The sequence below is a fragment of the Thalassospiraceae bacterium LMO-JJ14 genome, from assembly GCA_021555105.2.
Taxonomy (GTDB): Bacteria; Pseudomonadota; Alphaproteobacteria; order Rhodospirillales; family Casp-alpha2; genus UBA4479.
In genome coordinates this window covers 115978-142360 of the sequence record CP134604.1, presented here as the reverse complement: position 1 = coordinate 142360, position 26383 = coordinate 115978, and the positions used below count along the sequence as shown (strand labels likewise).

At 60.0% G+C, this 26383-nt stretch carries 20 protein-coding genes and 1 tRNA gene; 9 read left to right on the top strand and 12 right to left on the bottom strand.

The window, feature by feature from the left end:
• Positions 1 to 80 precede the first annotated feature (80 nt).
• From L2D14_00645 to L2D14_00635, 3 genes are all read right to left on the bottom strand, one after another.
• Entirely contained in the window at positions 81 to 827 is a 747-nt protein-coding gene (locus L2D14_00645) for an RNA methyltransferase (protein ID WNJ99950.1), read from the bottom strand.
• An 8-nt stretch (positions 828 to 835) separates the two neighbouring features.
• On the bottom strand, positions 836 to 2440 hold the full coding sequence (gene cimA, locus L2D14_00640) for a citramalate synthase (GenBank protein ID WNJ99949.1): 1605 nt from the start codon (positions 2438 to 2440) through the stop codon (positions 836 to 838).
• Positions 2441 to 2532: 92 nt separating this feature from the next.
• The gene (locus L2D14_00635) at positions 2533 to 4842 is read right to left on the bottom strand and encodes an EAL domain-containing protein (GenBank protein ID WNJ99948.1); all 2310 of its coding nucleotides are present in this window, start codon (positions 4840 to 4842) and stop codon (positions 2533 to 2535) included.
• Between the two features lie 224 nt (positions 4843 to 5066).
• Between L2D14_00635 and L2D14_00630 the strand changes: the two genes are divergently transcribed.
• Positions 5067 to 5666 (top strand): formyltransferase family protein, encoded by a 600-nt coding sequence (locus tag L2D14_00630; protein ID WNJ99947.1) that lies wholly within the window; start codon positions 5067 to 5069, stop codon positions 5664 to 5666.
• A gap of 59 nt (positions 5667 to 5725) precedes the next feature.
• Here the strand turns inward: L2D14_00630 and cysS are convergent, their stop codons facing one another.
• Positions 5726 to 7069, bottom strand: coding sequence for a cysteine--tRNA ligase (cysS, locus tag L2D14_00625; GenBank protein WNJ99946.1), 1344 nt, complete (start codon positions 7067 to 7069; stop codon positions 5726 to 5728).
• Positions 7069 to 8733 (bottom strand): NAD+ synthase, encoded by a 1665-nt coding sequence (locus L2D14_00620; GenBank protein WNJ99945.1) that lies wholly within the window; start codon positions 8731 to 8733, stop codon positions 7069 to 7071. The genes cysS and L2D14_00620 overlap by 1 nt, the downstream gene beginning before the upstream one ends.
• A 180-nt stretch (positions 8734 to 8913) precedes the next feature.
• Between L2D14_00620 and L2D14_00615 the strand changes: the two genes are divergently transcribed.
• The gene (locus L2D14_00615) at positions 8914 to 9996 is read left to right on the top strand and encodes a hypothetical protein (GenBank protein WNJ99944.1); all 1083 of its coding nucleotides are present in this window, start codon (positions 8914 to 8916) and stop codon (positions 9994 to 9996) included.
• A gap of 9 nt (positions 9997 to 10005) precedes the next feature.
• On the opposite strand, the gene L2D14_00610 is transcribed toward L2D14_00615, so the two are convergent.
• Together L2D14_00610 and L2D14_00605 are read right to left on the bottom strand one after the other, a co-directional pair.
• Positions 10006 to 11187 carry a nicotinate phosphoribosyltransferase gene (locus L2D14_00610; GenBank protein ID WNJ99943.1) on the bottom strand — a complete coding sequence of 394 codons (1182 nt, stop codon included), beginning with the start codon at positions 11185 to 11187 and terminating at the stop codon, positions 10006 to 10008.
• A gap of 45 nt (positions 11188 to 11232) precedes the next feature.
• Complete coding sequence (locus L2D14_00605) at positions 11233 to 12612, bottom strand: 3-deoxy-7-phosphoheptulonate synthase class II (GenBank protein ID WNJ99942.1); 1380 nt, start codon at positions 12610 to 12612, stop codon at positions 11233 to 11235.
• A gap of 215 nt (positions 12613 to 12827) precedes the next feature.
• Between L2D14_00605 and L2D14_00600 the strand changes: the two genes are divergently transcribed.
• A complete protein-coding gene (locus L2D14_00600; protein ID WNJ99941.1) occupies positions 12828 to 13532 on the top strand; it encodes a class I SAM-dependent methyltransferase in 705 nt (234 codons plus the stop codon).
• Between the two features lie 6 nt (positions 13533 to 13538).
• Here L2D14_00600 and gor read toward each other — a convergent pair whose 3' ends face one another.
• Both gor and gabD read right to left on the bottom strand, forming a co-directional pair.
• Positions 13539 to 14906, bottom strand: a complete 1368-nt coding sequence (gene gor, locus L2D14_00595) for a glutathione-disulfide reductase (GenBank protein WNJ99940.1) — start codon at positions 14904 to 14906, stop codon at positions 13539 to 13541.
• Between the two features lie 103 nt (positions 14907 to 15009).
• Complete coding sequence (gene gabD / locus L2D14_00590) at positions 15010 to 16464, bottom strand: NADP-dependent succinate-semialdehyde dehydrogenase (protein WNJ99939.1); 1455 nt, start codon at positions 16462 to 16464, stop codon at positions 15010 to 15012.
• 528 nt (positions 16465 to 16992) lie between these two features.
• Here gabD and L2D14_00585 point away from each other — a divergent pair.
• Positions 16993 to 18111 (top strand): porin, encoded by a 1119-nt coding sequence (locus tag L2D14_00585; protein WNJ99938.1) that lies wholly within the window; start codon positions 16993 to 16995, stop codon positions 18109 to 18111.
• A 149-nt stretch (positions 18112 to 18260) separates the two neighbouring features.
• Positions 18261 to 18869 (top strand): TIGR02466 family protein, encoded by a 609-nt coding sequence (locus L2D14_00580; protein ID WNJ99937.1) that lies wholly within the window; start codon positions 18261 to 18263, stop codon positions 18867 to 18869.
• Between the two features lie 22 nt (positions 18870 to 18891).
• On the opposite strand, the gene L2D14_00575 is transcribed toward L2D14_00580, so the two are convergent.
• The 3 genes from L2D14_00575 to glmU are packed head-to-tail and all read right to left on the bottom strand — an operon-like array spanning position 18892 to position 22425.
• Positions 18892 to 19227 carry a hypothetical protein gene (locus L2D14_00575; protein ID WNJ99936.1) on the bottom strand — a complete coding sequence of 112 codons (336 nt, stop codon included), beginning with the start codon at positions 19225 to 19227 and terminating at the stop codon, positions 18892 to 18894.
• A gap of 4 nt (positions 19228 to 19231) precedes the next feature.
• Positions 19232 to 21055, bottom strand: coding sequence for a glutamine--fructose-6-phosphate transaminase (isomerizing) (gene glmS, locus L2D14_00570; GenBank protein WNJ99935.1), 1824 nt, complete (start codon positions 21053 to 21055; stop codon positions 19232 to 19234).
• A complete protein-coding gene (gene glmU / locus L2D14_00565; protein WNJ99934.1) occupies positions 21055 to 22425 on the bottom strand; it encodes a bifunctional UDP-N-acetylglucosamine diphosphorylase/glucosamine-1-phosphate N-acetyltransferase GlmU in 1371 nt (456 codons plus the stop codon). The genes glmS and glmU overlap by 1 nt, the downstream gene beginning before the upstream one ends.
• A gap of 233 nt (positions 22426 to 22658) precedes the next feature.
• Between glmU and L2D14_00560 the strand changes: the two genes are divergently transcribed.
• From L2D14_00560 to L2D14_00545, 4 genes are all read left to right on the top strand, one after another.
• Positions 22659 to 22733 (top strand) — tRNA-Val (locus L2D14_00560).
• Positions 22734 to 22907: 174 nt separating this feature from the next.
• Positions 22908 to 23477 (top strand): hypothetical protein, encoded by a 570-nt coding sequence (locus L2D14_00555; GenBank protein ID WNJ99933.1) that lies wholly within the window; start codon positions 22908 to 22910, stop codon positions 23475 to 23477.
• A gap of 79 nt (positions 23478 to 23556) precedes the next feature.
• Positions 23557 to 23781 (top strand): helix-turn-helix domain-containing protein, encoded by a 225-nt coding sequence (locus L2D14_00550; protein WNJ99932.1) that lies wholly within the window; start codon positions 23557 to 23559, stop codon positions 23779 to 23781.
• Between the two features lie 33 nt (positions 23782 to 23814).
• Positions 23815 to 26196 carry a bifunctional DNA primase/polymerase gene (locus L2D14_00545; GenBank protein ID WNJ99931.1) on the top strand — a complete coding sequence of 794 codons (2382 nt, stop codon included), beginning with the start codon at positions 23815 to 23817 and terminating at the stop codon, positions 26194 to 26196.
• Positions 26197 to 26383 lie beyond the last annotated feature (187 nt).

Here is a 26383-nt window from a genome sequence, read left to right as displayed (position 1 = left end):
CCCGCTTGCGCGGGAATGACGGTGGAGAGGCAGGAAGCCAAGGCTTTTCTGTGCCTCTGCGGTTAATGCGAAAAATCTTGTCAGTCCGGCTTGATCCGGTTGCGCCGGGTCAGCGCCGAGATGATGCCCCTGAACATGCGTACTTCCTGTTCCGTCATGCCGGCACGGCCGAGCATGTTGCGCAGCCTTCGGACCATCGTCGGCCGTTTCTCGGCGGAGGTGAAAAAACCGGCGCCTTCGAGTTCTTTTTCAAGATGTTCGTACAGATGGTTCAACTCGTCCTTGTTGGCCGGGCGGGTGTCGGACGGCATCCGCAGCTCGTGTGCCGGCGTCTCGTCGTCCAGCTTGTAGAACTCGTAACTCATCAAAAGCACCGCCTGGGCCAGATTGAGCGAGGTGAACGCCGGGTTCAGCGGCACCGTCAGGATGGCGTTGGCGAGAACCACGTCATCGTTGTTGAGGCCCCAGGCTTCCTTGCCGAACAGCACACCGGTATGTTGTCCGCCGTCCAGGCGTGTCCGCATGTCCCGGGCGGCGGCTTCGGGTGTGAAGACCGGCTTGGTCATGTCGCGCGGTCTGGCGGTTGTCGCCAGGACGAAGTCGAGATCGGCGATGGCGTCCGCGGTGGTTTCGAAGACGCGGGCATTGTCGATGACCGTATCGGCGCCGGATGCGGCGGCGCGCGCACTTTCGGACGGCCAGCCGTCACGCGGCTGAACGAGACGCAGATCGTCGAGGCCGCAGTTCCACATGGCGCGTGCGCACATGCCGATGTTTTCGCCGAGTTGCGGCTCGACCAGCACCACCGCGAAGGTTTTTCCGCTCATGGGGCGGGTCAGTCGGCGGAAGGTTCTTCCGCGCCATCCCGGTACAGCAGATAGACCAGCGAGTCGCGGAGTGCGTTATAGGAGGCATCGATGATGTTGGCGGAAACGCCGACGGTCGACCAGTGTTCGCCGTCGCTGTCCGCGCTTTCGATCATGACGCGGGTAATGGCGCGCGTGCCGTCACCCGGGGTCAGGATGCGCACCTTGTAGTCGACGAGGCGCAACCCTTCGAGGGTCGGATAGATCGGCGTCAGCACCTTGCGCATGGCCGCATCCAGTGCGTTCACGGGGCCGTTCCCCTCGGCCACGGTCATGTGATCCTCGCCGCCGACGGTGAGCTTGACGGTCGCTTCCGACAACGTCACCAGATTGCCGTTGGAATCCCAGCGGCGCTCGTCGATGACGCGGAAATTCGAACATTTGAAATATTCCGGTACACTACCCAACGCGCGCCTGGCCAGAAGCTCGAAGCTCGCCTCGGCGCCGTCATAGGCATAACCGTTGAACTCGTTCTCCTTGACCTCCTCGACGAGGCGGCCGATGCGCTTGTCCTTGGGGTCGACCTCGATGCCGACTTCGCGGAACCGCGCCAGGATATTGGACCGTCCCGACTGATCCGAAACCACGATATGCCGATGATTGCCGACAAGTTCGGGGTCGATATGTTCGTACGTTCTGGGGTCTTTTTCGACGGCCGAGACGTGCAGGCCGCCCTTGTGCGCGAAGGCGGACTCGCCGACATACGGCGCGCCCTTGGCGGGGGCGCGGTTCAGCCGCTCGTCGAGCAGCCGGGAAATGTGCGTCAGCTGTTTCATGTCTTCCGGGCGGACGTTGGTCTCGAACCCCATTTTCACGGTCAGCGACGGAATGATCGCAATCAGATCGGCATTGCCGCAGCGTTCGCCGAGGCCGTTCAGCGTGCCTTGAACCTGACGGGCACCGGCGACAACGGCGGCCAGGGAATTGGCGATGGCGTTGCCGGTATCGTTATGTGCGTGGATGCCGACATGGCTGCCGGGAATGTGCTCGGTGACTTCGCCGACGATGCGGGATATTTCATGCGGCAAGGTGCCGCCGTTGGTGTCGCACAGCACGACCCAGCGCGCGCCGTTATCGTATGCCGCTTTCAGGCATGCCAGGGCAAAATCCGGGTTCGACTTGTAGCCGTCGAAGAAGTGCTCGGCGTCGTACATGACCTCATCCTTGCGGGTTTTCGCAAGCGCGACGCTATCGGCAATCATGCGGATATTTTCCGCGTGCTCGATTTCGAGTGCCACGTCGACATGAAAATCCCACGATTTCCCGACCATGCAGACACACGGCACATCGGGCTCGAGGATCGCCGTCAGACCCGGATCATTGTCGGCACTGCGCCCGGCGCGGCGCGTCATGCCGAAGGCCGTCAGCTTGGCACGTTTCAGCTTCGGCGGATTGCCGAAAAAACTGTTGTCGGTCGGGTTGGCGCCGGGCCAGCCGCCTTCGATGTAATCGAGGCCGATGTTATCAAGTTCGCGCGCAATCAGTTCCTTGTCGGCGGGATTGAAATCAACACCCTGGGTCTGCGCACCGTCGCGCAGCGTGGTATCGAACAGGTAGACGCGGTTCTCGGTCATGATTTTCGGTCTTTATTTATGGCGAAGCGGAAAAACGCGCCGAGAATGCCCAAAATGGCCCGAATGCTCAAGCACTTAGGGGCATGCGCGATTTATTCGGCGGCACGGGCCAGCAACAGTTCCTTGAACTGGGCATTGCTGACAGGCTTCGAAAACAAATACCCCTGCCCGGTATGACAGCCCAGCCCGTGCAAAAATTCCATCTGCCGTTCGGTTTCGATCCCTTCGGCGACAATATGCAAATCCAGCTGCTTGGCCATGCCGACGATGGCGCGGACCACGACGACGGCATCGCGGTCGTCAGGCAGGTCTGTCACGAAGGCACGGTCAACCTTGAGGGAATCCAGCGGGAATCGCGTCAGGTAACTGAGCGACGAGTAGCCGGTCCCGAAGTCGTCCATGGAGATCGTAATCCCCTTGTTCTTTAAAATTTTCAGCGTGTGAATGGTTTCGTCCGGGCGTTCGACGAGAAGACTTTCCGTCAGTTCGAGGTCCAGGTTTTCAGGGTCGAGACCGGAATCGGCGAGACTGCTGGTGACGCGCGAGATCAGGTCGCCATGCAGAAACTGCAAGGCCGACAGGTTAACCGCGACCTGCGGGCGCAAGCCGTCCGTGGTTTTCCACTCCGCCGCTTCCCGGCAGGCGGTATGCAAGACCCATTCGCCGATCGGCACGATCAGCCCCGTTTCCTCGGCGATGGGGATGAATTCCGCCGGCGATACGAAGCCCAGGTTCTCGTTCGACCAGCGCAGCAGTGCTTCGGCGCCGACAATCCGTTGCGACGACAGATCGACCTTGGCCTGATAATTCAGGGTCAGCTCGTCGTTCTCCAGCGCGCGTCTGAGCTGGTGGCCAAGATCGACGCGGCGGTGCACTTCTTCCGACATGCGCGGCGTGTATATCTTGTAATTCGCGCGGCCGTCCCTTTTCGCATTGTTGGCGGCGGTATCGACGTTGCGCATCAATTCCGACAGTGTCGCAGCGTGTGCCGGATACGTACCGACGCCGATACTGGCGGATGAAAAGATTTCCCGGCCATCGATGTCATAGGGGATCGATAATGCCACCAGCAGGTCACCGGCCAGGGAGGCGGCTTCCTCTTCGCCGGAAACACCCGGCATCAGAATATGGAATTCGTCCCCGCCGACACGGGCGATGGTGTCGCCGTCACGGGCGCACGATTGCAGCCGGTGACTGGCCATCTGAATGACCTGGTCGCCGACCTCGTGGCCGAAGGCGTCGTTGATGTTTTGAAACTGATCCAGGTCGACATAGATCAAGGCCAGGTTGCCGCCGTTCGCATCGGTTCGCTTCATGGCGTCGGACAGGCGCTCGCCCAGCAGGTTGCGGTTGGCTAGCCCCGTCAGTTCATCCCGGGTCGCCATGGTCCTGAGCCGGTTCTCGTAATTCTTGCGCGCCGTAATATCGCGAATGGCGCCGATATAGCGCTGCCTGCCGGCACTGGACGACTCCGTGAAAACGACCTCGACAGGAATGTCATGACCGTCAACATGACGGCCGGTCATTTCATTTTCTTGTTCAAGACCGAAATCGTCATCGTGAGGTTCCCTTTTTATCAGGAATGTCTGCGATGTCGCGTTCTCAAACGCCGGGATAAGTACGCCGATGTGCTGGTCTATCAGGGTCTCGGCATTGCTGCCGAACATCCGTTCGATGGCCGCGTTGGCCAGTTCGATGCGGCCGGTTTGATCGACGGTTACGATGCCGTCGGCAACGGCATCCAGGACCAGCTGAAGGTTTTCCTCGCGTTGCTGGACGGCGGACAGGGCGCGGTTTCGTTCCGTGACATCGCGGGCAATGACCATGACCGCGTCGCTGTCGTTCGTGCCGGTCGCTTTATAGGGCAGGGCGGCGATTTCGACATCAACGGAAAGCTCATCGCTCCTGCGCAGTTTTATCGGCACCCTGAGCTTTTCCTTTGCCAGGTCTTTCAGGTCCGGGCTGATCGTGCTTTGAAAATCCGGATGGATGAAATCGTACAGCAACCGGTCTTTCAGGGTTTCGATGGGCCAGACGCCGAGCATGCCGGCACCGGCGGGATTGATCAGTTCAATGCGTCCGTCGCGGCAGATACAGATCAGATCCGGGGCAAGCTCGATCAGGTGGCGGAAGTCTTCTTCGGCTTCCTTGTAGTGTGCAAAGTGGGCCGGCTGCGAGATGTCATCCAGGGTTTCGAGGATTACCCGGGCCGCTTTGTGAATGTCCTCGGCATAATCGCGATAGCGGTGATTGCCGAGCGGACCCAGCATCTCGTTCTCGATCATGTCGGCAAAGCCGATGATGGTGCTGAGGGGTGTCCGAACCTCGTGGGTGAGGGTTCGTACGAGGTCCAGGTAGGCCTTGGGAGCGTTTCCGCCGTCGATATCTGCTTCGTTCGCCATTATGTTCTATTGTTGCTCTTGGCCCGGTTTCACTGAACAGAATTCAGACTACGAACGTAACTGGACAGCGTTTAAGGTGCTGTTATTACAGTTCCGTCACCCTCTGGCACAATGAACCCTTATAGGCGGGCAATTCTATCGCATCCACTACGGATTAATTCCGCTTCGGACGTTCACACATGAATACTCTACTCGGTTTGCCCGGTGCATGCTAGCTTTGTGCCATGCCTGAACGAATCATTTTATTGACCGGAGAGGTCGAAGCCCCGCACTTGAGCGGGATGCTGCGTCAGCACAACCCATCCCTCGATGTGGTCCCGGCGTTTGATAAGGATGCCCTGCTTTCAGCCGTGAACGCCGGTCTTCACGGGGTTCGCCTGATCGCCTTCCTGACGTCCGTTATCGTTCCCAAAGCGGTTTTGGCGGCACTCGAAGGACCGGCTTACAATTTTCATCCCGGCCCGCCCGAATACCCCGGCAGCTACGTGGCCGGGTTTGCGGTTTACGACGGCGCCAGGACTTTCGGCGTCACGCTGCATGAGATGGCGGACAAGGTGGATACCGGTCCGATCGTCGAGGTCCGGCGCTTTCCCGTGCCGGACGGCGCGAAATTCCAGGAACTGGAGATCGAGGCTTTCAAGCAGGTCCTGCAGCTGTTTGCGGACTATGCGCCGCACATGGCGACGAATGACGAGCCCTTGCCGAGCGGCGTCGAGCCGTGGACCGGCGTTGCCCGCACGCGGGCCGAAGCCGAGCGGCTACAGGAGATCGAGGCCGATCTGAGCGAGGAAGAGATCGTCCGGCGCTACCGGGCGTTCGGGTAACCGGACACCCCTCTCCCGGCGCTTCGCGCCACCCTCTCCCGAGGGAGAGGGGCGTCAGATCAGCCGCGCCGCCAGGTGGTGCCGCCGGCGCCGTCTTCGAGGATGACCCCCGCCGCCTGCAACTCGTCGCGGATCGCGTCCGAGGTCGCGAAGTCCTTGTTCTTGCGGGCTTCGGTGCGGGCGTCGATTTTGGCGTCGATCTCGGCGTCCGTCAGCCCACCCTCGGCGGATTTCGGCTGCCACTTGAACCAGTCTTCGGGGTCTTGTTGCAGAAGGCCGAGGAAATTCGCGCCGGCCGTCAGGGTTGACGGGTCGTTGCTCGCCCCTCTGAGCACGGTGATGGCGCCCGGCGTATTCAAGTCGTCGCATAGCGCATCAATCAGGCCCGCCGGCACTTCGCCGCCGTCCGCCTTGAGCCGATACCAGCCGTCCAGTTCCCGTTTCGCATCGGCGAGACCTTCCTTGGTGAAGTCGAGCGGCTGGCGGTAGTGGGTTTTCAGCAATAACAGCCGGATCGCCTCGCCGGGGAATTCCTGCAGCAGCTCGTTGACGGTGTAGAAGTTGCCGAGCGACTTCGACATCTTCTCGCCTTCGGCCATCAGATAGCCGTTGTGCATCCAGTAATTCGCCATGACGTCGGTGCCGTGCGCGCAGCGCGACTGGGCGATTTCGTTTTCGTGGTGCGGAAAGATCAGGTCCAGCCCGCCGCCGTGAATGTCGAACACCTTGCCCAGATGCTTCTCGCTCATCGCCGAGCATTCGATGTGCCAGCCGGGCCGCCCGAAGCCCCAGTCGCTGTCCCAGCCGGGCTCTCCCTTTTCCGGGTCGGACGGTTTCCACAGAACGAAGTCGCGCGGGTCTTCCTTGTAAGGGGCGACCTCGACCCGCGCACCGGCGATCAGTTCATCCTGATTGCGTCTGGAAAGCCGGCCGTATTCGGGCATGGATTGTACCCGGAACAGCACATGGCCTGCCGCCTCATAGGCGTGGCCTGACGCGATCAGGTCCGCGATCATCGATTGCATCTCATCGATGGTTTCGGTGGCCCGCGGCTCATGGTCCGGCGGTAAAGCGCCGAGCAGGGCGATATCGTCATGGAAGACCTTGACGGTTTCTTCCGTCAGTTCGCGGATCGGGATGCCGCGTTCATGCGCGCGCGCGTTGATCTTGTCGTCGATGTCCGTGATGTTGCGCACGTACGTCACGTGTTCCGCGCCATAGACGTGACGCAAAAGCCGCGCCATCACGTCGAAGACGACGATCGGCCGCGCATTGCCGACGTGCGCCAGGTCGTAGACCGTCGGCCCGCACACGTACATCCGCACATTGTCGGCGTCGATGGGGACGAACGGACGTTTGTTACGCGTCAGGGTGTCGTGAATCTGGATGGGGTCTTTGTTCATCAGATCTGCTTCGTAAACCCGTTGGTGATCGGATAGCGGCGGTCCCGGCCGAAGGCGCGTTCGGTGATCTTGACGCCGGGCGGGGCCTGACGGCGCTTGTATTCGGCCCGGTCGAGAAGCTTCCATATGCGCTTCACGGTGTCGATGTCGTAGCCCCGCTGCACGGCCTCGTCGACCGATTTTTCCTCTTCGATCAGGGCACGGAGAATGCCGTCGAGCGCGTCATAGGGCGGCAGCGAATCCTCGTCCTTCTGGTCCGGGCGCAGCTCCGCCGACGGCGGCTTGGTGATGATGCGTTCGGGGATGACCATACCCTCGGGCCCCATCGCGCCCGGCGGACGGTGTGCGTTACGCCAGTACGACAGCTGGAACACGGTCGTCTTGTAGACATCCTTGAGCACCGAATAGCCGCCGCACATGTCGCCGTACAGCGTCGCATAGCCGACCGACATTTCCGATTTGTTGCCGGTCGTCAGCACCATGTGGCCGAGCTTGTTGGACATGCCCATCAAAAGCAGACCGCGCGCCCGCGCCTGGATGTTTTCCTCGGTGATGTCGGGCTCTCGGCCCTCGAAGACCGGCGCCAGCATCTGATCGAAGGCCTGCATGGCCGGGCCGATGTTGATGCTTTCGAGCCGGATGCCGAGCAAGTCGGCGCATTGGGTGGCATCTTCCAGGCTTTCTTCGGACGTATAGGGCGATGGCATCATCACGGACAGCACCTTGTCCGCGCCCAGCGCATCGACGGCGACGGCCGCGCTGAGCGCGCTGTCGATGCCGCCCGACAGACCGATGACGACACCCGGAAAGCCGTTCTTGGTGACATAATCGCGCAAACCCAGCGTCATCGCCTGATAGACGTTCTCTTCCATGCCCAGGCTCGGCTGCGTATCGGTTTCGCTGCATGCCCAGCCGTCTTCGCCGCGTACCCATTCCGTCATCACCAGGGCCTCGCGCCAGAACGGTGCGCGCATCACCATCTTGTAGTCGGCATTGACGACGAACGAACCGCCGTCGAAGGCCAGTTCGTCCTGACCGCCGACCTGATTGACATAAAGCGAGGCAAGCCCGGTTTCGGTGACCCGCTCAATAGCGGTATTCAGGCGCACATCGACCTTGTTGACGTCGAATGGCGAGCCGTTCAGCGAAATCAGGATTTCGGCGCCGCTTTCCTGCAGGCATTCGGCAACGTCGGGGAACCACAGGTCCTCGCACACCATGACGCCGAGGCGCACGTCCCGGAACGGGATCGGCCCCGGCAGCGGGCCTTGCGCAAAGACGCGTTTTTCGTCGAACACGCCGTAATTCGGCAGTTCGTGCTTGAGCCGGATGTGTTTGACCGCGCCGGCGTCGAGCAACAGCGCGGCATTGTAGAGTTTGCCGTCGACCCGCCACGGCGCACCGACCAGCATCGCCGGGAAATTCTTGTCCCCCATGCGCCCGGCAAGGGCGGTGACGGCGCTTTCGATCCGATCCTGAAAAGCTTCCTTGAGGACCAGATCCTCGGGCGGATAACCGGACATCGCCAGTTCCGGCACGACCACCAGATCCGCGCCCATGGCATGCGCATCGGCGGCGTATTGTTCGATCAGTTCGGTGTTGCCGGCGATATCGCCGACGGTCGGGTTGATCTGGGCTACGGCAATTAAAAGTCGGTCGGTCATCGGATCATTCTGTTGTGCGGCCGTTCATGGGCAGTCGTTTGGAAAGGCGGACCCTAGGCGTGCCATACGCCTTATGTCAATTGGCACCCGAGTGCAACAAGATCAAGCCGTTAGGTGTCCCCGCGCACGGTGAAACAGGCGTTGTCATAATTCGCTTCGACAAAGTATGCTTCTGGAATCATGGTCAAAACGCCGAAAAGTTCCGAAGTTCTTATGTATGGCGAGAAGGCGCCGCCGTCGGCGCAGCACGCCGAGATCATTTCAGTCGGGAAGGACGGCAAGCCGATCGTTGAAAAGGGCGGGATTGTGAGCACGCCCCAACAGCAACAAAAGCCGAAGCCGTCCCCAAAATCTGCTCAGCAGCCGGCCCCGCAGCAGGCGCAACCCAAACCGGCACCGGCCCCTGCCGCGCAAAAGCCCCAGGTGGCCGCAAAAGCACCGGCACCCGCAGCGGCACCGGCCAAAAAACCGGCCTCGAAGATCAAAAACCCGGCGTCCGCCAAGGAACAGAGCAAGGCGCTGGCCAGCAGTGCGGTCGGCTCGTTCGTCGATCAGATGAAGCAGGCGGCACAGGCCAACGGCGGCGTGCTGTCCTTGCACGATATTGACGCGATGCAGTCGAGCTTCGAGCAAAAAGCCCGGGAAATGCAGGCCCAGATCGAGGCCACGCTCGATAATTATGCCGAGGCCCGCGATCAGCAGAAATGGAGCAAGGAACGGGTCGATCCGTTTTTCCGCCTGATGGTGAAGCCTTTCGCGCATATGTTCGCAGAGAAACCGAGCCGCAAGGGCGTGACGCGGCGGATTCTGCCCGGCTATTTCATGGCTATCGGCATGCTGTTGGGACCCGATATCGTTTCGAATTATCACGAGCGCTGCCGCGGCATCGTCGCGCGCCTGAAAAGCGAGGCCGGCGAAGAGCATTTCGACTGGGAGTCGTTCTATGGCGAACGCGACGCGCTGACGGTCAGGCTCGATGCGCAGGTCATCGTGGCGGCACAGTTCAGCGACTATGACAAGCGCTCGGGCTGGTTCATCAATCTGGTGAATTCGCATCTGGGCGCCCTGCCCGACAGCGCCGGCGAAGCCGAACAGCGCTGGTCGCTCGACGAGCCGGGGTTCCGGCGCATGATGGATGCGATGCTGTCCGATCTCAGAAAAGTGTTGTCTTCGGAGAAGGGCCGCGAACGGCTGGTCAAACGGCACGGCGCCGAGATCGTCGACAATGCCAACACGGCGCTGAAGCGTCTGTTGATGGGCTGACGCCCGCTCTTATTTTCGGATCAGGAATTCCCGGCCGACCTTGACCGACGGCCGCCCGCCGTAATCGACGATATCCGCCGTGGCATAGGTTTCCGTCCATTTGTTCGGCAGGAACGAACCGGTGCCGATCATGTCGATCGGCGCTTTCGCATCGGCCATGACCTTGCATTTCTCAACGTCGAAGCCGCTGGATACGACGATTTTCACGGCATCGAAGCCGCCTTTGTCGAGTTGTTCGCGCAGATGGAAGATCGCCGCCGCCGAGACGCCGGTGCCGGTCAGGTAGCGCAGTTCCGCATCGTTGCGATAGCGGCGGATCGCCTGCGGGGCATGACGTTCGAGCACGCTGTAGGATTCCTGCGGATCCAGACCCTCGACAAAGCGGCCGCCGTGGGTGTCGAGCCGGATCGCGATGCGGCCTTCCGTCGCCATCGCCGGAAAGCGGCGGCAGACGGTCAGGGCGTCGGTGATTTCCTGCCCGAAATAGTCGACCAGTGCCGTCAGCGGCTGATCGGGGAAGGTGTCGACGAACATTTCGGCGGCCTTGAGCGTTGAGCCGGCATAGCCGATCAGGGCATGCGGCATGGTGCCCTTGCCGTGCGTTTCGCCGAAATAATGCGCGGTCGCTTCGGTGGCGTTGCCGACAAAGCCCTTGGCGCCGACCTGATCGCGCGCCGCCCTGGACCCGACGGACGCGGCATAGGCCATGGTCTCGGCCATCTCGATGCCTGTCGAATGGCGTGCGTCCATGGCGAGAAAGGCCACTTCCGGCAACTCGACGCACATGGTGAAGGCGTTGTTGGCGGCAACGCAGGCCGCGCCCAGTTTCTGCAGATACAGGGTTTCCAGATCGACAAGATGATACATCGAGCCGGTGATATAGAGCAGCGGTTCACCGGCGCCGACCCAGTGGCCTTCGTCGTAATTCAGCTTGATGTCGAAACTGACGCCACGCTCGTCGGCGATTTTTTGCAGCCAGTCCAGCATCAGCTTCGGTGCGAAAATGACCGGGCGGCGCATGAACACCGCATAGGTCACCCGCTGGTCGCCGAAGCGCCCGACGATTTCCTTGGTGCGCGTGAAATAGTGATCGCTCCAGCGCGAGACATCGGCCGCGGAAGGGTTCTGCGTCGCATGCACGACGTGCCGTGACGCGGTTTCCTTCGATGTGTTGTCCTGATCGGAGGCCATCGGCCCCTCCTTCAGTCGTTGGCCCTGGGTTGTCCGGACCGTTGCTTATCCCGCGGCCCGGGCGGACTGCACGGCGGTACGCGCCGATTTCAGTTCCTCGGCCAGCAGGAAAGCCAGTTCCAGCGATTGCTGCGCATTCAGGCGCGGATCGCAATGCGTGTGGTAACGGTCCGAAAGGTCGGCATCCGTAATCGCCATGGCGCCGCCCGTGCATTCGGTGACGTTCTGGCCGGTCATTTCCAGATGCACGCCGCCGGCATAAGTGCCTTCGGCTTCGTGCGCCTCGAAGAAGCCTTTGACCTCGCCGACGATGCGCTCGAACGGGCGGGTTTTGTAACCGCTCGTTGCCTTGATGACGTTGCCGTGCATCGGATCGCAGACCCAGGCGACGTTGCGCCCTTCCTGTTTCACGCGGCGCAGCAAAGGCGGCAGCAGGTCGAGGACCTTATCCGAACTCATCCGTGCGATCAGGGTCAACCGGCCCGCCTCGTTTTCCGGGTTCAGCATATCGATCAGGCGGATCAGCTCGTCGGGGTCGGTGCTTGGGCCGCACTTCATGCCGATCGGGTTGCCGATACCGCGCATGAATTCGACGTGCGCGTGGTCGGGCTGACGCGTGCGATCGCCGATCCAGACGAAATGCGCCGACGTGTCGTACCAGTCGCCGGTCGTCGAATCGACGCGGGTCAGGGCCTGCTCGTAATTCAAAAGCAGGGCTTCGTGCGCGGTGTAGAAATCCGTCTCGCGAAGCTGCGGCGTGTTCTCGGCGGTAAGTCCGCAGGCCGCCATGAACGCCAGCGTCTCATCCAGTCGGTCGGCGAGGTCCTTGTAGCGCTCCGCTTCCGGGCTGTCGGCAATGAAGCCGAGCGTCCACTGATGCACCTTGTGCAGGTCGGCATAGCCGCCCTGGGCGAAGGCCCGCAGCAGGTTCAGCGTCGCTGCCGACTGGTTGTAGACGCGCATCAGCCGGTCCGGGTCGGGCGCCCGGTCTTCCGGCGTGAACGGCATGGCGTTGACCATGTCGCCGCGGTAGCTGTCGAGCGTCACATCATCGATCGTTTCCGTCGGGGCCGAGCGCGGTTTGGCGAACTGACCGGCCATGCGGCCGATCTTGACCACCGGCATGGCGGCGCCGAACGTGAGAACGAATGCCATCTGCAGGATCACGCGGAAGGTGTCGCGGATGTTGTCGGGATGGAACTCGGCGAAGCTCTCGGCACAATCGCCGCCCATCAGCGCGAACGCCTTGCCGTCGGAGACGGCGCCCAGCGATTTCTTCAGGCTCCGCGCCTCGCCGGCGAACACCAGCGGCGGCACGCGCGAAAGTGCGGCTTCGACCTCGGCCAGCTTCGCGGCGTCCGGATATTCCGGCACCTGTAAGATCGGTTTTTCGCGCCAGCTCGTCGGCGTCCAGTTCTTGGCCATGGTGAACCTCAAATGTCTCTGCCCAAAATCAGCCTCACGATATAGTCGTATCCGGCAGGGTTTTCCAGCGAAAACCGGGTTATGGCGACGGCGGAACCGACCCGGACGGGATGGCGCTGTTTCACCGTCAGGAATTATGTCCTATCATCGCCGGGTCATCCGCCGAAACTGAATGGCGGCCGTTCGACGCAATTCCGTGCCGGGAGGCCGCTACCGTGACCGACGACTCCAAGCTGCCAGATACGCATCGTGCAGAATTCTACAAATCGCACCGCGAGCGTTCGGCAACCACCTATAAAAAGAAGCACCGACGCCAGTTCGACCGGGAATTCCGCGATCTGACCGGGGCGGATCCTTCGATGTCCGTTCTGGAGATCGGCTGCGGCACGGGATTGTTCCTGCGGTATCTCGAAGCCGGCGGTTACCGGCAGGTCGCGGGCATCGATTCGGATGAAAACCTTCTCGAGACGTTGTCCGGCCTGGCCGGGAGCGAGATTCACATCGGCGATGCGCCGGCGGTCCTGGCCGAGCATTTCGCCGGCCGGTCGTTCGACCGGATCGTCATGTTCGACGTCGCCGAGCATATCGACTTGCCGGACCTCGTCACTTTGCTGAAGATGCTGCGTACGCATCTTGCGGACGACGGGCGGCTGTTGCTCCGCGTGCCGAACATCGAGAGTCCGTGGGGGCTCAGAATGTTCTTCGGCACGTTCGATCATGTGACGCAGCTCGGGCCCGGGCGCCTGCGCGAGCTTGCGGCGATGACCGGCTGGAACTGCGTTTCCGTGATGCCGCAGGAGCCGGTCCCGGTTCTCCGCCGCTGGCGTGAGCGTATCGTGAACGGTTTGCTGGCAAAAATGCTCAGCTATCACCCGGAAATCTGGACGGCCAACGTCCTCGCCGTCTACGCCCGGGACTAACGAATATTAGTCTTCGTCCTCGTCCCTGAGCGGCTCGCGCATGGTCACAAACTCCTCCGCCGCCGTCGGATGGATGCCGATGGTGGCGTCGAAGTCGGCCTTGGTCGCACCCGCTTTGACGGCAATGCCGATGCCCTGAATGATTTCCGGCGCATCGTCGCCGATCATGTGGGCGCCGAGGATTTTGTCGGTGTCCCTGTCGACGATCAGCTTCATCACGGAATGCTCGTCACGGCCCGAAAGGGTGTGTTTCATGGGCCGGAAGCGGGACTGATAGATGGCGACATTGTGATCCTTGCGGGCGTCTTCTTCGGTCAGGCCGACCGTGCCGATCGGCGGATGTGAAAAGACGGCTGACGGCACGTTGTCGTAGCTGACCGACGTCGGCTTGCCGTCATAGATGGTCCGCGCGAAGGCCATGCCCTCGGCCAGCGCCACCGGCGTCAATTGAATGCGGTCGGTGACGTCGCCGATGGCATAGATGTTGTCGACACTGGTTTTCGAGTATTCATCGACGACGATGGCGCCGTTCCTGTCCATCTCGACGCCGACATCCTCGAGGCCGATGCCCTTGGTGTTCGGCCCGCGCCCGGTGGCGTACATGACCAGATCGGTCTCCAGGAAATCCACATGATCGAGACGCAGCGAATAGCCGGTGTCTGTTTTTTCGATGGATTTGACCTGGCATTCGGACAGCACCTCGATGCCCTTCTTGGTCATTTCGTCGCGCAGCGCATCGCGCATCGTCTGATCGAAGCCGCGGAGAATGTTCTCGGCGCGGATAATCACCGTCACGTCGGCGCCCAGCGCCTTGAAGATGCCGGCGAACTCGACGGCGATGTAGCCGCCGCCGACGATGACGATGCGTTTCGGCAGGTCTTCGAGATCGAGCGCCTCATTGGACGTGATGGCGTGTTCGATGCCCGGCACGTCCGGCAGCTTAGGCCAGCCGCCGGTGGCGATCAGGATATGTTCGGCGGTATAGGTCTTGCCCGCGACCTCGACGGTATGCGCATCGACAAGCTTGCCGGTGCCGGTAATTTCCTCGACGCCGGCCTCGCGCAGCAGGCGGTGATAGACATCTTCGAGTCGGTTCAGTTCTTCGGTCTTGGCGCGCATCAGCTTCGGCCAGTCGTGCGACCGCTCGCCGACGTTCCAGCCGAACCCGGCGGCGTCCTCGAAGTCACCGGCGAAGTGTGCGCCGTAAACCAGCAGCTTCTTCGGCACGCAGCCGCGCATGACGCAGGTGCCGCCGATGCGCAGATTTTCGATGACGGCGACTTTCTTTGCGTAACGCTGTGCGGAAAAGCGCGATGCCCGGACCCCGCCGGAACCGCCGCCAATGGTAATCAGGTCGTAATCGTACTCAGCCATGTCTCGTCCTTATCCGTTCGGACCCCATAAATAAGGGGTGACCGGCAATCCGGCCACCCCTTTGGATGATCGTTCTTTCAAATCACCGTGATCGGTGCAGCTTCTACTGAATACCGCCCATACACAGATATTTCGTTTCGACATAGTCATCGATTCCGTACTTGGAGCCTTCGCGGCCCATGCCGGATTCCTTCATGCCGCCGAACGGCGCCACTTCGGTCGAGATAATGCCTTCGTTGATGCCGACGATGCCGTATTCCAGTTGCTCGGCGGTTTTCCAGATGCGGCCGATATCGCGCGAATAGAAGTAGGCGGCGAGACCGAACTCGGTATCGTTGGCCCACTGCACGACTTCTTCGTCGGACTTGAAGCGGAAGACCGGCGCCAGCGGCCCGAAGGTTTCTTCCTTGGCGACTTTCATCTTCTGCGTCACGTCGGCGATCAAGGTCGGCTCATAGAAAGTACCGCCCAGTGCATGGCGCTTGCCGCCGGTGACGACGCGCGCCCCCTTGTCGACGGCGTCCTGCAGGTGTTCTTCGACCTTTTCCACGGCGGACATGTTGATCAGCGGGCCCTGCTGGGTTTCACCCTTGAGACCATCACCGACTTTCATCGCCGAGATCGCCTGACTGAAGCGCGACAGGAACTCGTCATAGACGCCGTCCTGCACGTAGATGCGGTTGGCGCAGACGCAGGTCTGGCCGGTGTTGCGGTATTTGGACGCCATGGCCCCCTGAACCGCCGCATCCAGATCGGCGTCATCGAAGACGATGAACGGTGCGTTGCCGCCCAGTTCCATCGACACTTTCTTGACCGTGCCGGCGCACTGCCCGAGCAGGATTTTGCCGACTTCGGTGGACCCGGTGAAGGTCAGTTTGCGGACGATCGGGTTCGACGTCATTTCGCCGCCGATCTCGCCCGATTTGCCGGTGATGACGTTGATGATGCCTTTCGGTACGCCGGCGCGCTCGGCCAATTCGGCCATGGCGAACGCCGAGTAAGGGGTTTCCGTGGCCGGCTTGATGACGATCGGACAACCGGCGGCCAGTGCCGGGCCGGCCTTGCGGGTGATCATGGCGGCCGGGAAATTCCACGGCGTGATGGCGCAGACGACGCCGACCGGTTCCTTGATCACGACAATCCGTTTGTCGGCACCGTGTTGCGGGATGGTGTCGCCATAGATGCGCTTGCCTTCCTCGGCGAACCACTCGATGAACGACGCGGCATAACCGACCTCGCCCTTGGCTTCGGCCAGCGGCTTGCCTTGTTCGGCGGTCATCAGGATGCCGAGATCTTCCTGGTTGGCCATCATCAGCTCGAACCAGCGGCGCAGGATCTGTGAGCGTTCCTTGGCGGTTTTGGCGCGCCAGGCGGGCCACGCGGCGTTGGCGGCGTCGATGGCGCGCTTCGTCTCGGTGGCTCCGGCTTTCGGGACCGTGCCCAGCTTTTCGCCGGTTGCAGGGTTGTTTACATCAATGGTTTCGCCACTGTCTGCGTCAACCCAGGCGCCGTCTATATAGCATTGCTGGCGGAAAAGTTTCGGATCGGAAAGTTGCATAGGAAATAAGTCTCCTCGGGTTTGCCATGCCGGTCCATCTGCGTGTCCACGTTGCATGGCCTGGTAAATACGATTCGTGAAGTCATCATCCCTAAGCGGACTTCATGGATCATGATGTAATGCATCGTCCGTGATTTTAAAAGGGACTGTCGTTGCAGCGGGTGTCCCGGTGAAGCTTTAAATTGTTGCGTGGATATACAGTTTCTCGTGATTCTGCGCGAACGCGTTAACCAAAGAGCCACAAGATATCGCCGGAAAGCCGCCTGTGCGCACAAATTGAGTCCTTTTTGTCACGGCGGCGGATGATATGGTTAAAAAACGAGGCCCCGCAGGGCGTTGGAGCAGGTGTGTTCTTTATACCACAGTGACGCCTAAAATCCTCACAAGCATGTGAATTCGCTTTGCCGTTCGGCGGAAATGCATAAGATGCGTATCGGAAGCCGCCGTTCGCGGCTGGGACGCCCGCCGTATTGCGGCTTCCCTTTAAACTGGGGATACCCCATCTCGTTTGGTGAAGGAGAAACCAAAGTGAACATCAAAACAACTCTCAAAGCATCCGTTGCTGCTGCCGCTCTGTTCGTGGTTGCCGTTCCGGTTGCCGAAGCGGCCAACATGGAAATGTCCGTGTCCGGTCACTTCAACAAAGGCATGTGGTACTACAACAACGGCGAAGACGCCGGCGTGTACCAGGGTGACAACGGCGGTTCGCAGACGCGTGCCCGCATCGTCGCCAAAGGCAAGATCAACGAAGCCATGAGCGTTTCAGGCACCTCCGAGTGGGCCATGACGGCTTCGAACGAATCCACGCTGGATCCGGCTGATGCGAACGTCAACGGCAACGGCACCAACGGTACCGAAGCCGGTACGGACAGCTTCTTCACGCTGCGCCACAACTATGTGTCTTTCGCTCACAAGCAGTTCGGTTCGGTCGCCATCGGTCACACTTCCGAAGCAACTGACGGCATCACTGAAAACGGTGGCGTCGGCAACCTGCAGTACGGCTCGAACATGCTGTTCGGTGGTTCCGTGACGCTGGTCAACTCGTCAACCAAAGCACGTGCTGCCGGTACCGACCTCGGCGCTTTCCGCGTTTCCGCTGACGGTACGCGTTCCAGCGTCATCCGCTACAACACGCCGTCCATGGGCGGTATCGTTGTCGGTGTTTCGCACACCAACGAACAGAACTCCGCTGCAGACGTTAAGTTCTCCGGCAAGTTCGGTGGTATCGGTGTTAAAGCCGGTGTCGGTTACAAATCCACGGGCGCCAGCTCGACTACGCAGGACTCACAGTGGGGCGGTAGCGCTCAGCTGAGCCACGACAGCGGTCTGGCTGTTGACTTCAGCTACTCCAAGCTCGACTTGGTGGCTGGCTCTACCCGTACGCCGGTTGGTTGGAGCGTTGGTGTTAACTACGCCGCCGACCTGACCTCGATGGGCACCACGACGTTCCGTGTTGCTTACTCGAAGTCGGAAGACGCGACCGCAGCCAACGATGAAATCGTCGGTTTCATGGTTGGTGCTGAGCAGTCTGTCGCCGAAGGCGTTGCTGCTTACGTCGGTTACCAGCATGACGAAGTCGATCAGGCAGCTGGCGTCTCCTACGACGCAGTTACCACCGTCTTCGCCGGTACCAAAGTCGTTTTCTAATTCTGTAATTAGAAACAGACTCGTTTAAGAAGGGGAGGCATTTATGCCTCCCCTTTTTTATGCTATGCCGCCAGGACAGCCCGGGATGGCGCCGGCAAATCCGCGCCGTTTCCTGTGACCGGGGGATGCGCAAGGACAGAGAGACTTCCATGGACAATGTAGAACGATCGATCGAGGCATTCTTCCCGCTGCCGATACACTTCGCGCAGTACAAGAATCCGGAAAAGTTCAACGAAAAGCTGACCCAGGCCTGCCACGCGATCCGGGACAAGACGCCGAACAGTCTGCCCGAAGCCTCAAGCAACGATCATTACTCGACGCTGTGGTCGGGATTCAGTCTGCTCGATCAGCCGGGGTTCGAGGATCTCAGGGCGTTCATCGTTCAAGAAGCCAACCTGTATGCCGACTTTCTGCGTTTCGATACCAAGACGCACCCGCTGAAGCTGACGGACAGCTGGGTCAACATTCACGGGCACGGCCATTCGCAGGAACCGCACGTGCACCCGAACAACTTCATCAGCGGCGTATATTACGTGGCGAAGCCGGAAAACAGCGGCGACTTTCTGCTGCACTCGCCGTTCAAGCTGCAGATGCTGCAGGCCCCGGCACTGGAAACAACGCCTTATACGGCAAGGACTTTCCCCGTCAAGGGAAGCGCCGGTCTATTGGTCCTGTTCCAGAGCTTCACCGAGCACAGCGTGCAGGCCAACAAATCGAATGGCGAACGCATCAGCATATCGTTCAACTTCACGATGTAGACCGGGCCGGCAGGGGCTCCGTTCAGATACTCTGGTCTTTTTTGGGCGCGCTGTCGGGCGTGTCCTTCTCGATGCTCTTCATCATGTCGTCGAAGAACTTCTTCGTCTTGTTGGCCTGTTCTTCAAGCCAGGGCTTTGCTTTTTCATAAGCAACCCCCGCGTCGCAGGCGGCGTACCGGCCCGAGCATTGCGGCATGCACGCCGCACGGCCACCGGCATCGTCCTTGTAGGTGGTTTCGCAATGCCTGACGCAGCTGTCGAATTCGTCCGCGCATTGCTTTTGGTTTTTGCCGTCGGCGAACGCAGGCGCGCTCAGTACGGCAATGCAAACAAGGGCGGTTGCGGTTAACAGTTTCATCGGCTTACTCCACAGTCACACTTTTGGCCAGATTGCGTGGCTGGTCGACATCCGTCCCCTTGATGACGGCGACGTGATACGCCAGCAATTGCACAGGAATGGCATACAAAATAGGCGAAACAAAGGCATTCACGGCGGGCAGGGCGATAATGAACTCGGCGCAGTCCTGCAGTTGCCGCGCGCCGGCATGGTCGGTGAACACGATGACCTTGCCGCCGCGCGCCTTGACTTCCTGAATGTTCGACGCGGTCTTTTCGAACAGTTTGTCCTCGGGGGCGATGCAGATTATCGGTACCGCCTCGTCGATCAGCGCGATCGGGCCGTGCTTCATCTCGCCGGCGGCATAGCCCTCGGCATGAATATATGAAATCTCTTTCAGTTTGAGCGCGCCTTCGAGGGCAATCGGATAATTGGTGCCGCGGCCGAGATACAGCACGTCGCGGGCCTCGGCGACGGTGGCGGCGAGGGTGCGAATAGCGTCGTCGTGGTTGAGCACCTCGGCAGCGCGGGCCGGGACCTCGGTCAGTGCACCGACCAGGTCGGATACCGCCTGTCCGGAGATGGTGCCGCGTGCTTCGGCGGTGGCGATGGCGAGGCAGGCCAGCACCGTCAACTGGGTGGTGAACGCCTTGGTCGAGGCGACACCGATTTCAGGTCCGGCAAGGGTCTGCAGGACGGCATCCGATTCCCGCGCGATGGCGCTTTCCAGCGCATTGACGATGGACAGGATTTTCTGCCCGCCTTGCTTGGCGTGGCGCAGCGCGGCCAGGGTGTCGATGGTTTCGCCGGACTGCGAGATGAAGATGGCGACGCCGTTTTGCGGCGGCACCGGATCTCGGTATCTGTATTCCGACGCGATATCGACCTCGACCGGAATCCGGGCCAGGCTCTCGAACCAGTACTTTGCCGTCATGCAGGCATAATACGATGTGCCGCAGGCGATCAGCGTGATCTTTTCGGCTTTTGCCAGGTCGACATCGCCTTCGGGCATGATGATGCGCCGTTCCGCCGGGTTGACGAGGGAATGCAGCGTGTCGCCGATGACCTGCGGCTGTTCGTAAATTTCCTTGAGCATGAAGTGCCGGTAACCGCCCTTGCCGATGGCGGCGCCGGAAAGCTCGGTCAGGCGGATCGGCCGCTCGACGGGATGGCCGTCGCTGTCGAAGATCTCGGCGCTCGACGCCGTCATCATCGCCCAATCGCCGTCTTCCATATACAGGATGCGGTTGGTCAGCGGCGCCAGGGCGAGTGCGTCCGAGCCAAGATACATTTCATGTTCGCCGAACCCCAGCGCCAGGGGGCTGCCGTGCCGGGCGGCGGCCATCAGATTGTGTTCACCCGAAAAGATGAAGCCCAGCGCATACGCGCCCTGCAGTTTTTTAAGCGTCTCGAAGACCGCGTCCTTCGGCGAAAGACCGGCTTTGAGGCCAAGCGTGACCAGGTGGGCGATAATCTCGGTATCGGTTTCGGAGGCCAGGGTGCATCCGGCCGCGGCGACTTCCTGGCGAAGCTCGCGAAAATTCTCGATGATTCCGTTGTGCACGACGGCAACGCGATCCGTGGCATGCGGATGCGCGTTCTGTACGTTCGGCACGCCGTGCGTTGCCCAGCGGGTGTGGCCGATGCCGGTGGTGCCCTCAAGCGGGCTCTCCTGCAGGCGCTTGCCGAGATTGGCCAGCTTGCCCTCGGCGCGGCGGCGCTCGATGCCGCCGTTCACCAGTGTCGCGATCCCGGCGGAATCGTAGCCTCGGTATTCAAGCCGTTTCAGCGCTTCGAGCAGGCGGGGGGTGGCGGGATTGTTGCCGACGATGCCGATGATGCCGCACATCAGCCTTTCTCCCCCTTATCCTTGAGTGCCTGTTTGCGCGCGCGGGTCTGGCGGCCCCAATCCTTGATCTCGCGTTGCGGCGCGCGGGTGACGGCCAGCGCATCGGCGCTGATATCCTTGGCGATGGTGCTGCCGGCCCCGGTGACGGCGCCCGCGCCGACATTGACCGGCGCCACCAGCGAGGTGTTGGAGCCGATGAACGCTCCCGCGCCGATGGTCGTGCGCCATTTGAAGACGCCATCGTAATTGCACGTGATGGTGCCGGCGCCGATGTTGGCGCCCGCGCCGACATCGCTGTCGCCGACGTAGGCCAGATGATTGGCCTTGGCGCCCACACCCAGGTTGGCATTTTTGATTTCGACGAAATTGCCGATGTGCACGTTCTCTGCAATGTTGGCGCCGGGGCGAAGCCGGGCAAAAGGACCGATGACGGCGCCTGCGGCAATGCGCGCGCCTTCAATATGTGAGAACGCCCGGATGGTGACATTATCGGCGATCTCGACACCGGGGCCGAACACCACGTTGGGTTCGATCACCACGTCGCGTCCGACGCGGGTGTCGAAACAGAAGAAGACGGTTTCCGGTGCGATCAGTGTCGCCCCGCCGGCCATCGCTTCCGAGCGCAGCCGGTTTTGAACATGCGCTTCGGCGATGGCCAGTTCGGCGCGTGAATTGATGCCGTGCAGATCCGCTTCACAACCTTCGGCAAAGGTGCACGTCCGGCCGCTGTGCTGTGCGACATGAATGACATCGGGCAGGTAATACTCGCCCTGGGCATTGTCGTTGCCGATCGCGGACAGCATGTCGAAGGCTGTGGCGCCGTCCAGGGCCATCATGCCGGAACTGCAGAAATCGATGGCGAATTCCTCGGGATCGGCATCCTTGGCCTCGACGATCCGGTGCAGGATGCCGTCGTCGGTCGTGACCATGCGCCCATAGGGGCCGGGGTTTTCGGTGTGAAACCCGAGCACGGAAACCGCCGGATTATCAGGACCGGCGCGCTTTTCCAGTAACGCCTTGATAGCGCTTTCCGGGATCAACGGATTATCCGCGTTGAGGATAAGCAGATCGTCGACCCCGTCGGGGTTCGCTTCGGTAATACTGTCCCTGGCGGCCAGCGCGGCATGCGCGGTGCCCAGGCGTTCCGATTGCACGGCTGTGCGGAAAGGCTGGGCGGCGTCACGGACGTTATCCATGTCGGGGCCGATGACGACGCAGATATCGTCGATTCCGGCGACGGCCAGCGTCGACAGGATGTGATGTATCATCGGTTGCCCGCCGAGCGGATGCAGGACCTTCGGCAGGGTCGATTCCATCCGGGTGCCGTGGCCGGCGGCAAGGACGATGGCGGCGGTGCGACGCGGAGTCATGATGCTCAGATTTTATCCCGATATGGTCGTTTTACAGCATTTCGTGTGCCACATCGAACGGGTAGCGCCAAGTCAAAGATTGTTTCCGGAGGTTTCAGGGCAGCGCCGGCGGACGGGGTGACGGGCGGGGTGACGGGCAGAGGCGCAAGTGTATACCGGCGCGGCGGGCATTGACAGGCTCACCGGACGGGCATTATATCACGCCTCCTGGGGATGTCCGGGCCGCATACGGCGGGCGCGTAGCTCAGCGGGAGAGCACTGCCTTCACACGGCAGGGGTCACAGGTTCAATCCCTGTCGCGCCCACCATTCCAAAAGCCCGGGAAACCGGGCTTTTTTCTTTTTTAGATGTCAATTTGATCGGTGGCCTAAAATGGGCTGAAGTGCGTGTGAAGTGCGGTTTGCAAGATATCGTCTCACAGTAGTTCTAAACTTCGATATCTTGTGCATATAGTACGTCCCCTTATGACGGAGGTAGGGAAGATGTCCCGAGTTGGTGCGGAGAAACCGAGCCCATTCGATTGGTATTGGATCGAGGAGATCATCAAAGATGACGGCAAGCCTCGACAGCAGGACATTGATCGTGCTGCCCGCGTCAACGGCTTCATGCCGAAGATCGTTGAAGAGTATTTGACGCGACCGCGAGATCGAGGTCGCTCAACCGATCTCAAGTTTGTATCGACGCAGAAGGCATTGGATAAGCCTTACCTCGATGCGTGTTGGGATGTTGGATGGCTGACGCGATGCCAAAGAATCTGTTCGCGTATTTTTCGCCAAAAGATGTCTATTGCAGATGCGATCAATGACGTTGCCGCCCGGAACCAAAATATTGACACGGACCAATTGAAAGAAGACTGGGACGCATTCGCTTGGTCATTCCTCTACAATAGTCGGACGAAGAAACTCAATCACACAGAGATCCGGATTTGGGCTACTCGTCACCTAAATGATGTTGTCGAGCACGTATCCAATCGCACAGGCGTCCCGTTTGGGCAGCTTCTCCATTACTACAAAAAGAGTAAGTATCGGATATACTGGACACACAAAGCCTAACTCTTGGTCCGAATAAAAGAAGGACGAATCCAAAGATCGTCCTCGACAATATCAGGGCTCCGCCGAAGAGGAGCCCAAGATGACTTCCGATAGAGATAATGAAAAGCGTCGTCTGTTGACGACATCTGAGGCCGCTGAATGGCTCGGGATGTCCGTGCATTGGCTGAAGACATCACGATTTCGCCCGGAACTCGATGGGCCCCCCTTCATTCGCATAGGTCGTCGGACCGTCAGGTACGACATCCACGACCTGAACGCATGGCTGGATCGCCGCCGTTATCGCGGCACGCATGAAATCACGTAACTGCACCGGCCAATGATGAGTTAGGAGCTCGGTATGTCCAAGGATAGGAAGAACGAAGTTGGGTTGGGTAGGTCATTGCGCAATGTCCCGACACCATTTGCCGATGCGGCATTTGACTATTGGCACCAGGGATATTCCCCAATTCCCGTCGAGGGCAAACAGCCTCGTGTGACGAACTGGCCAAGTTACTCCGCGCCAAACAGCCGTCCCAGCAAAGAGAGGATGGGTGAATGGGCGCGAGAGTTCGGCGGCATGAACATCGGCCTAGTATTGGGGGGCAAAATCGGAGAGGACCACCGTCTCGCAGTAGTTGATATCGATGATGATCGATTTACAGGTGTGCTAGAAGCAATTCTTGGCAAGGGTTTGATTGTCAAATACGGGGCAAAGGGCGCTAGCGCTTTTGTCCGCGCGGAAGAAGGGGTCGAAACTTGCAAACTAGCATCTACCCACATCGGCCATGTCGGCGATATTCTCTGCAACAAGAGCCAAGTTGTGATCCCGCCCTCAATCCATCCAACAACAGGAGAGAGCTATACATGGGGCGACCGCTCTCTGCTCGAAGTAGAACGGACAGAACTGCCAGCATTCACAGCGCGGCAATTGGGCCTTCTAAAGGTGATAGTTCAATCGGAACATACTCCGACCATCTTGGGCGGGACCGGAACCCACGATGCGACCCTGAGGCTCGCGGCACAGTGTGTCCGCTTTGGCGATAATGCTGAAATTCTGAGAGTAATCTCGTCGCTGTTCCCAAGCGGTTATCCAGGGAACACTCTGGATGAACTCCCCGGTATGATCGAAGACGCTCGGCGCAAGGACTTCGACAGTCCGGTACTATCTCAGTCATACGACCCGGGAGACATTGGCCCTCAGCCCTTAGGGTACACGCCCCAGAATACTTTTGTGTTCTTTATGCCAAGGTCGAGGTTGGTGATGGCGATGTCAGCACAACAACTTACGACACCCGCCGGATTACTCGGGTTAGCAAATAAGGACTTCTGGGAAGAGAGGTTCCCAAAGCTTGGTCCCAAAGGGGAGCCCGCCGGGTTCGCGCCACAATGGGCCGCAGATGTATTAATGCAGGCGTGTCGCGATAGAGGGCCATTTAACATGGACCGGGTTAGGGGGAGAGGTGTCTGGAGAGATGGCAGTGATATCATCGTCAACTTGACGGGAAGGGTGCCGGAGGAGTCGAAGAACGTTTATGTTTGTTTTGATCCTGTAGACTTCGACGGTGGCGACTATGAGGTCGATGCAAATAGAATTCTCGAAGCGATCTCTTTGCCGAATTGGAAGAACACAGACGATCCCCTGCTTTTACTTGGTTGGATGTTTCTTGCTCCGATCTGTGGCGTCCTTAAATCGCGACCACACGGTTTTCTGATCGGCGCACGCAACACCGGCAAAACGACCCTGCTGAACGGTATAACGAGGCTCCTGTCGCCGCTGGTCGTCAGTTTGGATGGCCAAAGCACCGAGGCCGGTATTAGGCAGCGACTACAAGCGGATAGCCTGCCGGTAATTCTCGATGAGTTTGAAAGTGACGGTAGTCGGGGTCGCCTTAGCAGCGTGATGAAACTTGCGCGCAGCGCTTACTCATCAGAGAGCCAGGTTGCGAGAGGAACACCAGAAGGAAAAGCGCTACAATTTAATATCCGCGCATCCTTTTTGTTTGCTGCGATCCATCCAACAATCCTCACGTCTGCGGACGCGTCACGGATTATCAGGTTCGAATTGGACCGGCACGACAACGATCCTAATACCGGCCGAATGTTTAACCAGGCAATGGATGAATTCGAGGCCCTCGGTCCGGCATGGTGCCAGAATGCAATCCGGTTGGCGGGATTGGTTCCAGAGGCTGTCAGTACATTTCTTGGGGAGATGCCGCCCGAAGATAGCCGTCACCTAAACAACATGTCGACGATGTTCGCGGGGGCATTCTTGGCATTGGAAGGTCGTGTCCCCAGTCAGGCGGAAGCCGCCCTCTGGATCGAGAGATACTTTGACCTCATACAAATTCATGCTGAAGCACACCGTATCGATGATGCGGATGACTGCCTTAATCATCTGCTTGGTACTCTAATCGACGAATATACGGTTGGGTCAATCTTGGCGACAGTACTAGCAACGGGTGCTGGGCATAATTCGCCGCCGAGTGTCACGGACTTGCTAAATCGAGGGGTGAAAGTGGTCGACGACGGATTTGTGGTTGCTAATCGCCATCCGGGGCTCGCGGAGATTTATCGAAATACACGGTGGGAGAACGGTAGTTGGCGCGATGCGTTGGCTCGTATCGATGGTGCGCGACCTCAAGAACCTTTACGTTTTAACGGGCCGCGTAGTCGGGGGATATGGCTGCCTAAGGAAATATTGGACGGCATCGACCCAATAGGCCGTGATTACAATTTTTAACCGCTTATCGTCACGTCACGTCACATTTTAATGTAGTGGTGGTCCGGATCAGGGGGAGGGGGATGATCTCCCCCTCAGGCATCGTCGTCGGCTGTGCTTCGCGTCATGTGACGTGACGCTTAGCAATTCGTGGCGTTCTCCGATCGCATCCCGACCTCCCGATACCGGTTGCATCTTGTATGGCCGA

What these genes read in the sequence shown, in the direction of transcription:
- L2D14_00610 (WNJ99943.1), bottom strand. Translation starts at nt 11,187, where the DNA reads ATGGCCTCCGATCAGGACAACACATCGAAGGAAACCGCGTCACGGCAC.
- glmU (WNJ99934.1), bottom strand. Translation starts at nt 22,425, where the DNA reads ATGACTCCGCGTCGCACCGCCGCCATCGTCCTTGCCGCCGGCCACGGC.
- L2D14_00545 (WNJ99931.1), top strand. Translation starts at nt 23,815, where the DNA reads ATGTCCAAGGATAGGAAGAACGAAGTTGGGTTGGGTAGGTCATTGCGC.
- L2D14_00615 (WNJ99944.1), top strand. Translation starts at nt 8,914, where the DNA reads ATGGTCAAAACGCCGAAAAGTTCCGAAGTTCTTATGTATGGCGAGAAG.
- glmS (WNJ99935.1), bottom strand. Translation starts at nt 21,055, where the DNA reads ATGTGCGGCATCATCGGCATCGTCGGCAACAATCCCGCCACCCCCCGC.
- L2D14_00555 (WNJ99933.1), top strand. Translation starts at nt 22,908, where the DNA reads ATGTCCCGAGTTGGTGCGGAGAAACCGAGCCCATTCGATTGGTATTGG.
- L2D14_00635 (WNJ99948.1), bottom strand. Translation starts at nt 4,842, where the DNA reads ATGGCGAACGAAGCAGATATCGACGGCGGAAACGCTCCCAAGGCCTAC.
- gor (WNJ99940.1), bottom strand. Translation starts at nt 14,906, where the DNA reads ATGGCTGAGTACGATTACGACCTGATTACCATTGGCGGCGGTTCCGGC.
- L2D14_00605 (WNJ99942.1), bottom strand. Translation starts at nt 12,612, where the DNA reads ATGGCCAAGAACTGGACGCCGACGAGCTGGCGCGAAAAACCGATCTTA.
- L2D14_00575 (WNJ99936.1), bottom strand. Translation starts at nt 19,227, where the DNA reads ATGAAACTGTTAACCGCAACCGCCCTTGTTTGCATTGCCGTACTGAGC.
- L2D14_00580 (WNJ99937.1), top strand. Translation starts at nt 18,261, where the DNA reads ATGGACAATGTAGAACGATCGATCGAGGCATTCTTCCCGCTGCCGATA.
- L2D14_00550 (WNJ99932.1), top strand. Translation starts at nt 23,557, where the DNA reads ATGACTTCCGATAGAGATAATGAAAAGCGTCGTCTGTTGACGACATCT.
- cimA (WNJ99949.1), bottom strand. Translation starts at nt 2,440, where the DNA reads ATGACCGAGAACCGCGTCTACCTGTTCGATACCACGCTGCGCGACGGT.
- cysS (WNJ99946.1), bottom strand. Translation starts at nt 7,069, where the DNA reads ATGAACAAAGACCCCATCCAGATTCACGACACCCTGACGCGTAACAAA.
- gabD (WNJ99939.1), bottom strand. Translation starts at nt 16,464, where the DNA reads ATGCAACTTTCCGATCCGAAACTTTTCCGCCAGCAATGCTATATAGAC.
- L2D14_00645 (WNJ99950.1), bottom strand. Translation starts at nt 827, where the DNA reads ATGAGCGGAAAAACCTTCGCGGTGGTGCTGGTCGAGCCGCAACTCGGC.
- L2D14_00620 (WNJ99945.1), bottom strand. Translation starts at nt 8,733, where the DNA reads ATGACCGACCGACTTTTAATTGCCGTAGCCCAGATCAACCCGACCGTC.
- L2D14_00630 (WNJ99947.1), top strand. Translation starts at nt 5,067, where the DNA reads ATGCCTGAACGAATCATTTTATTGACCGGAGAGGTCGAAGCCCCGCAC.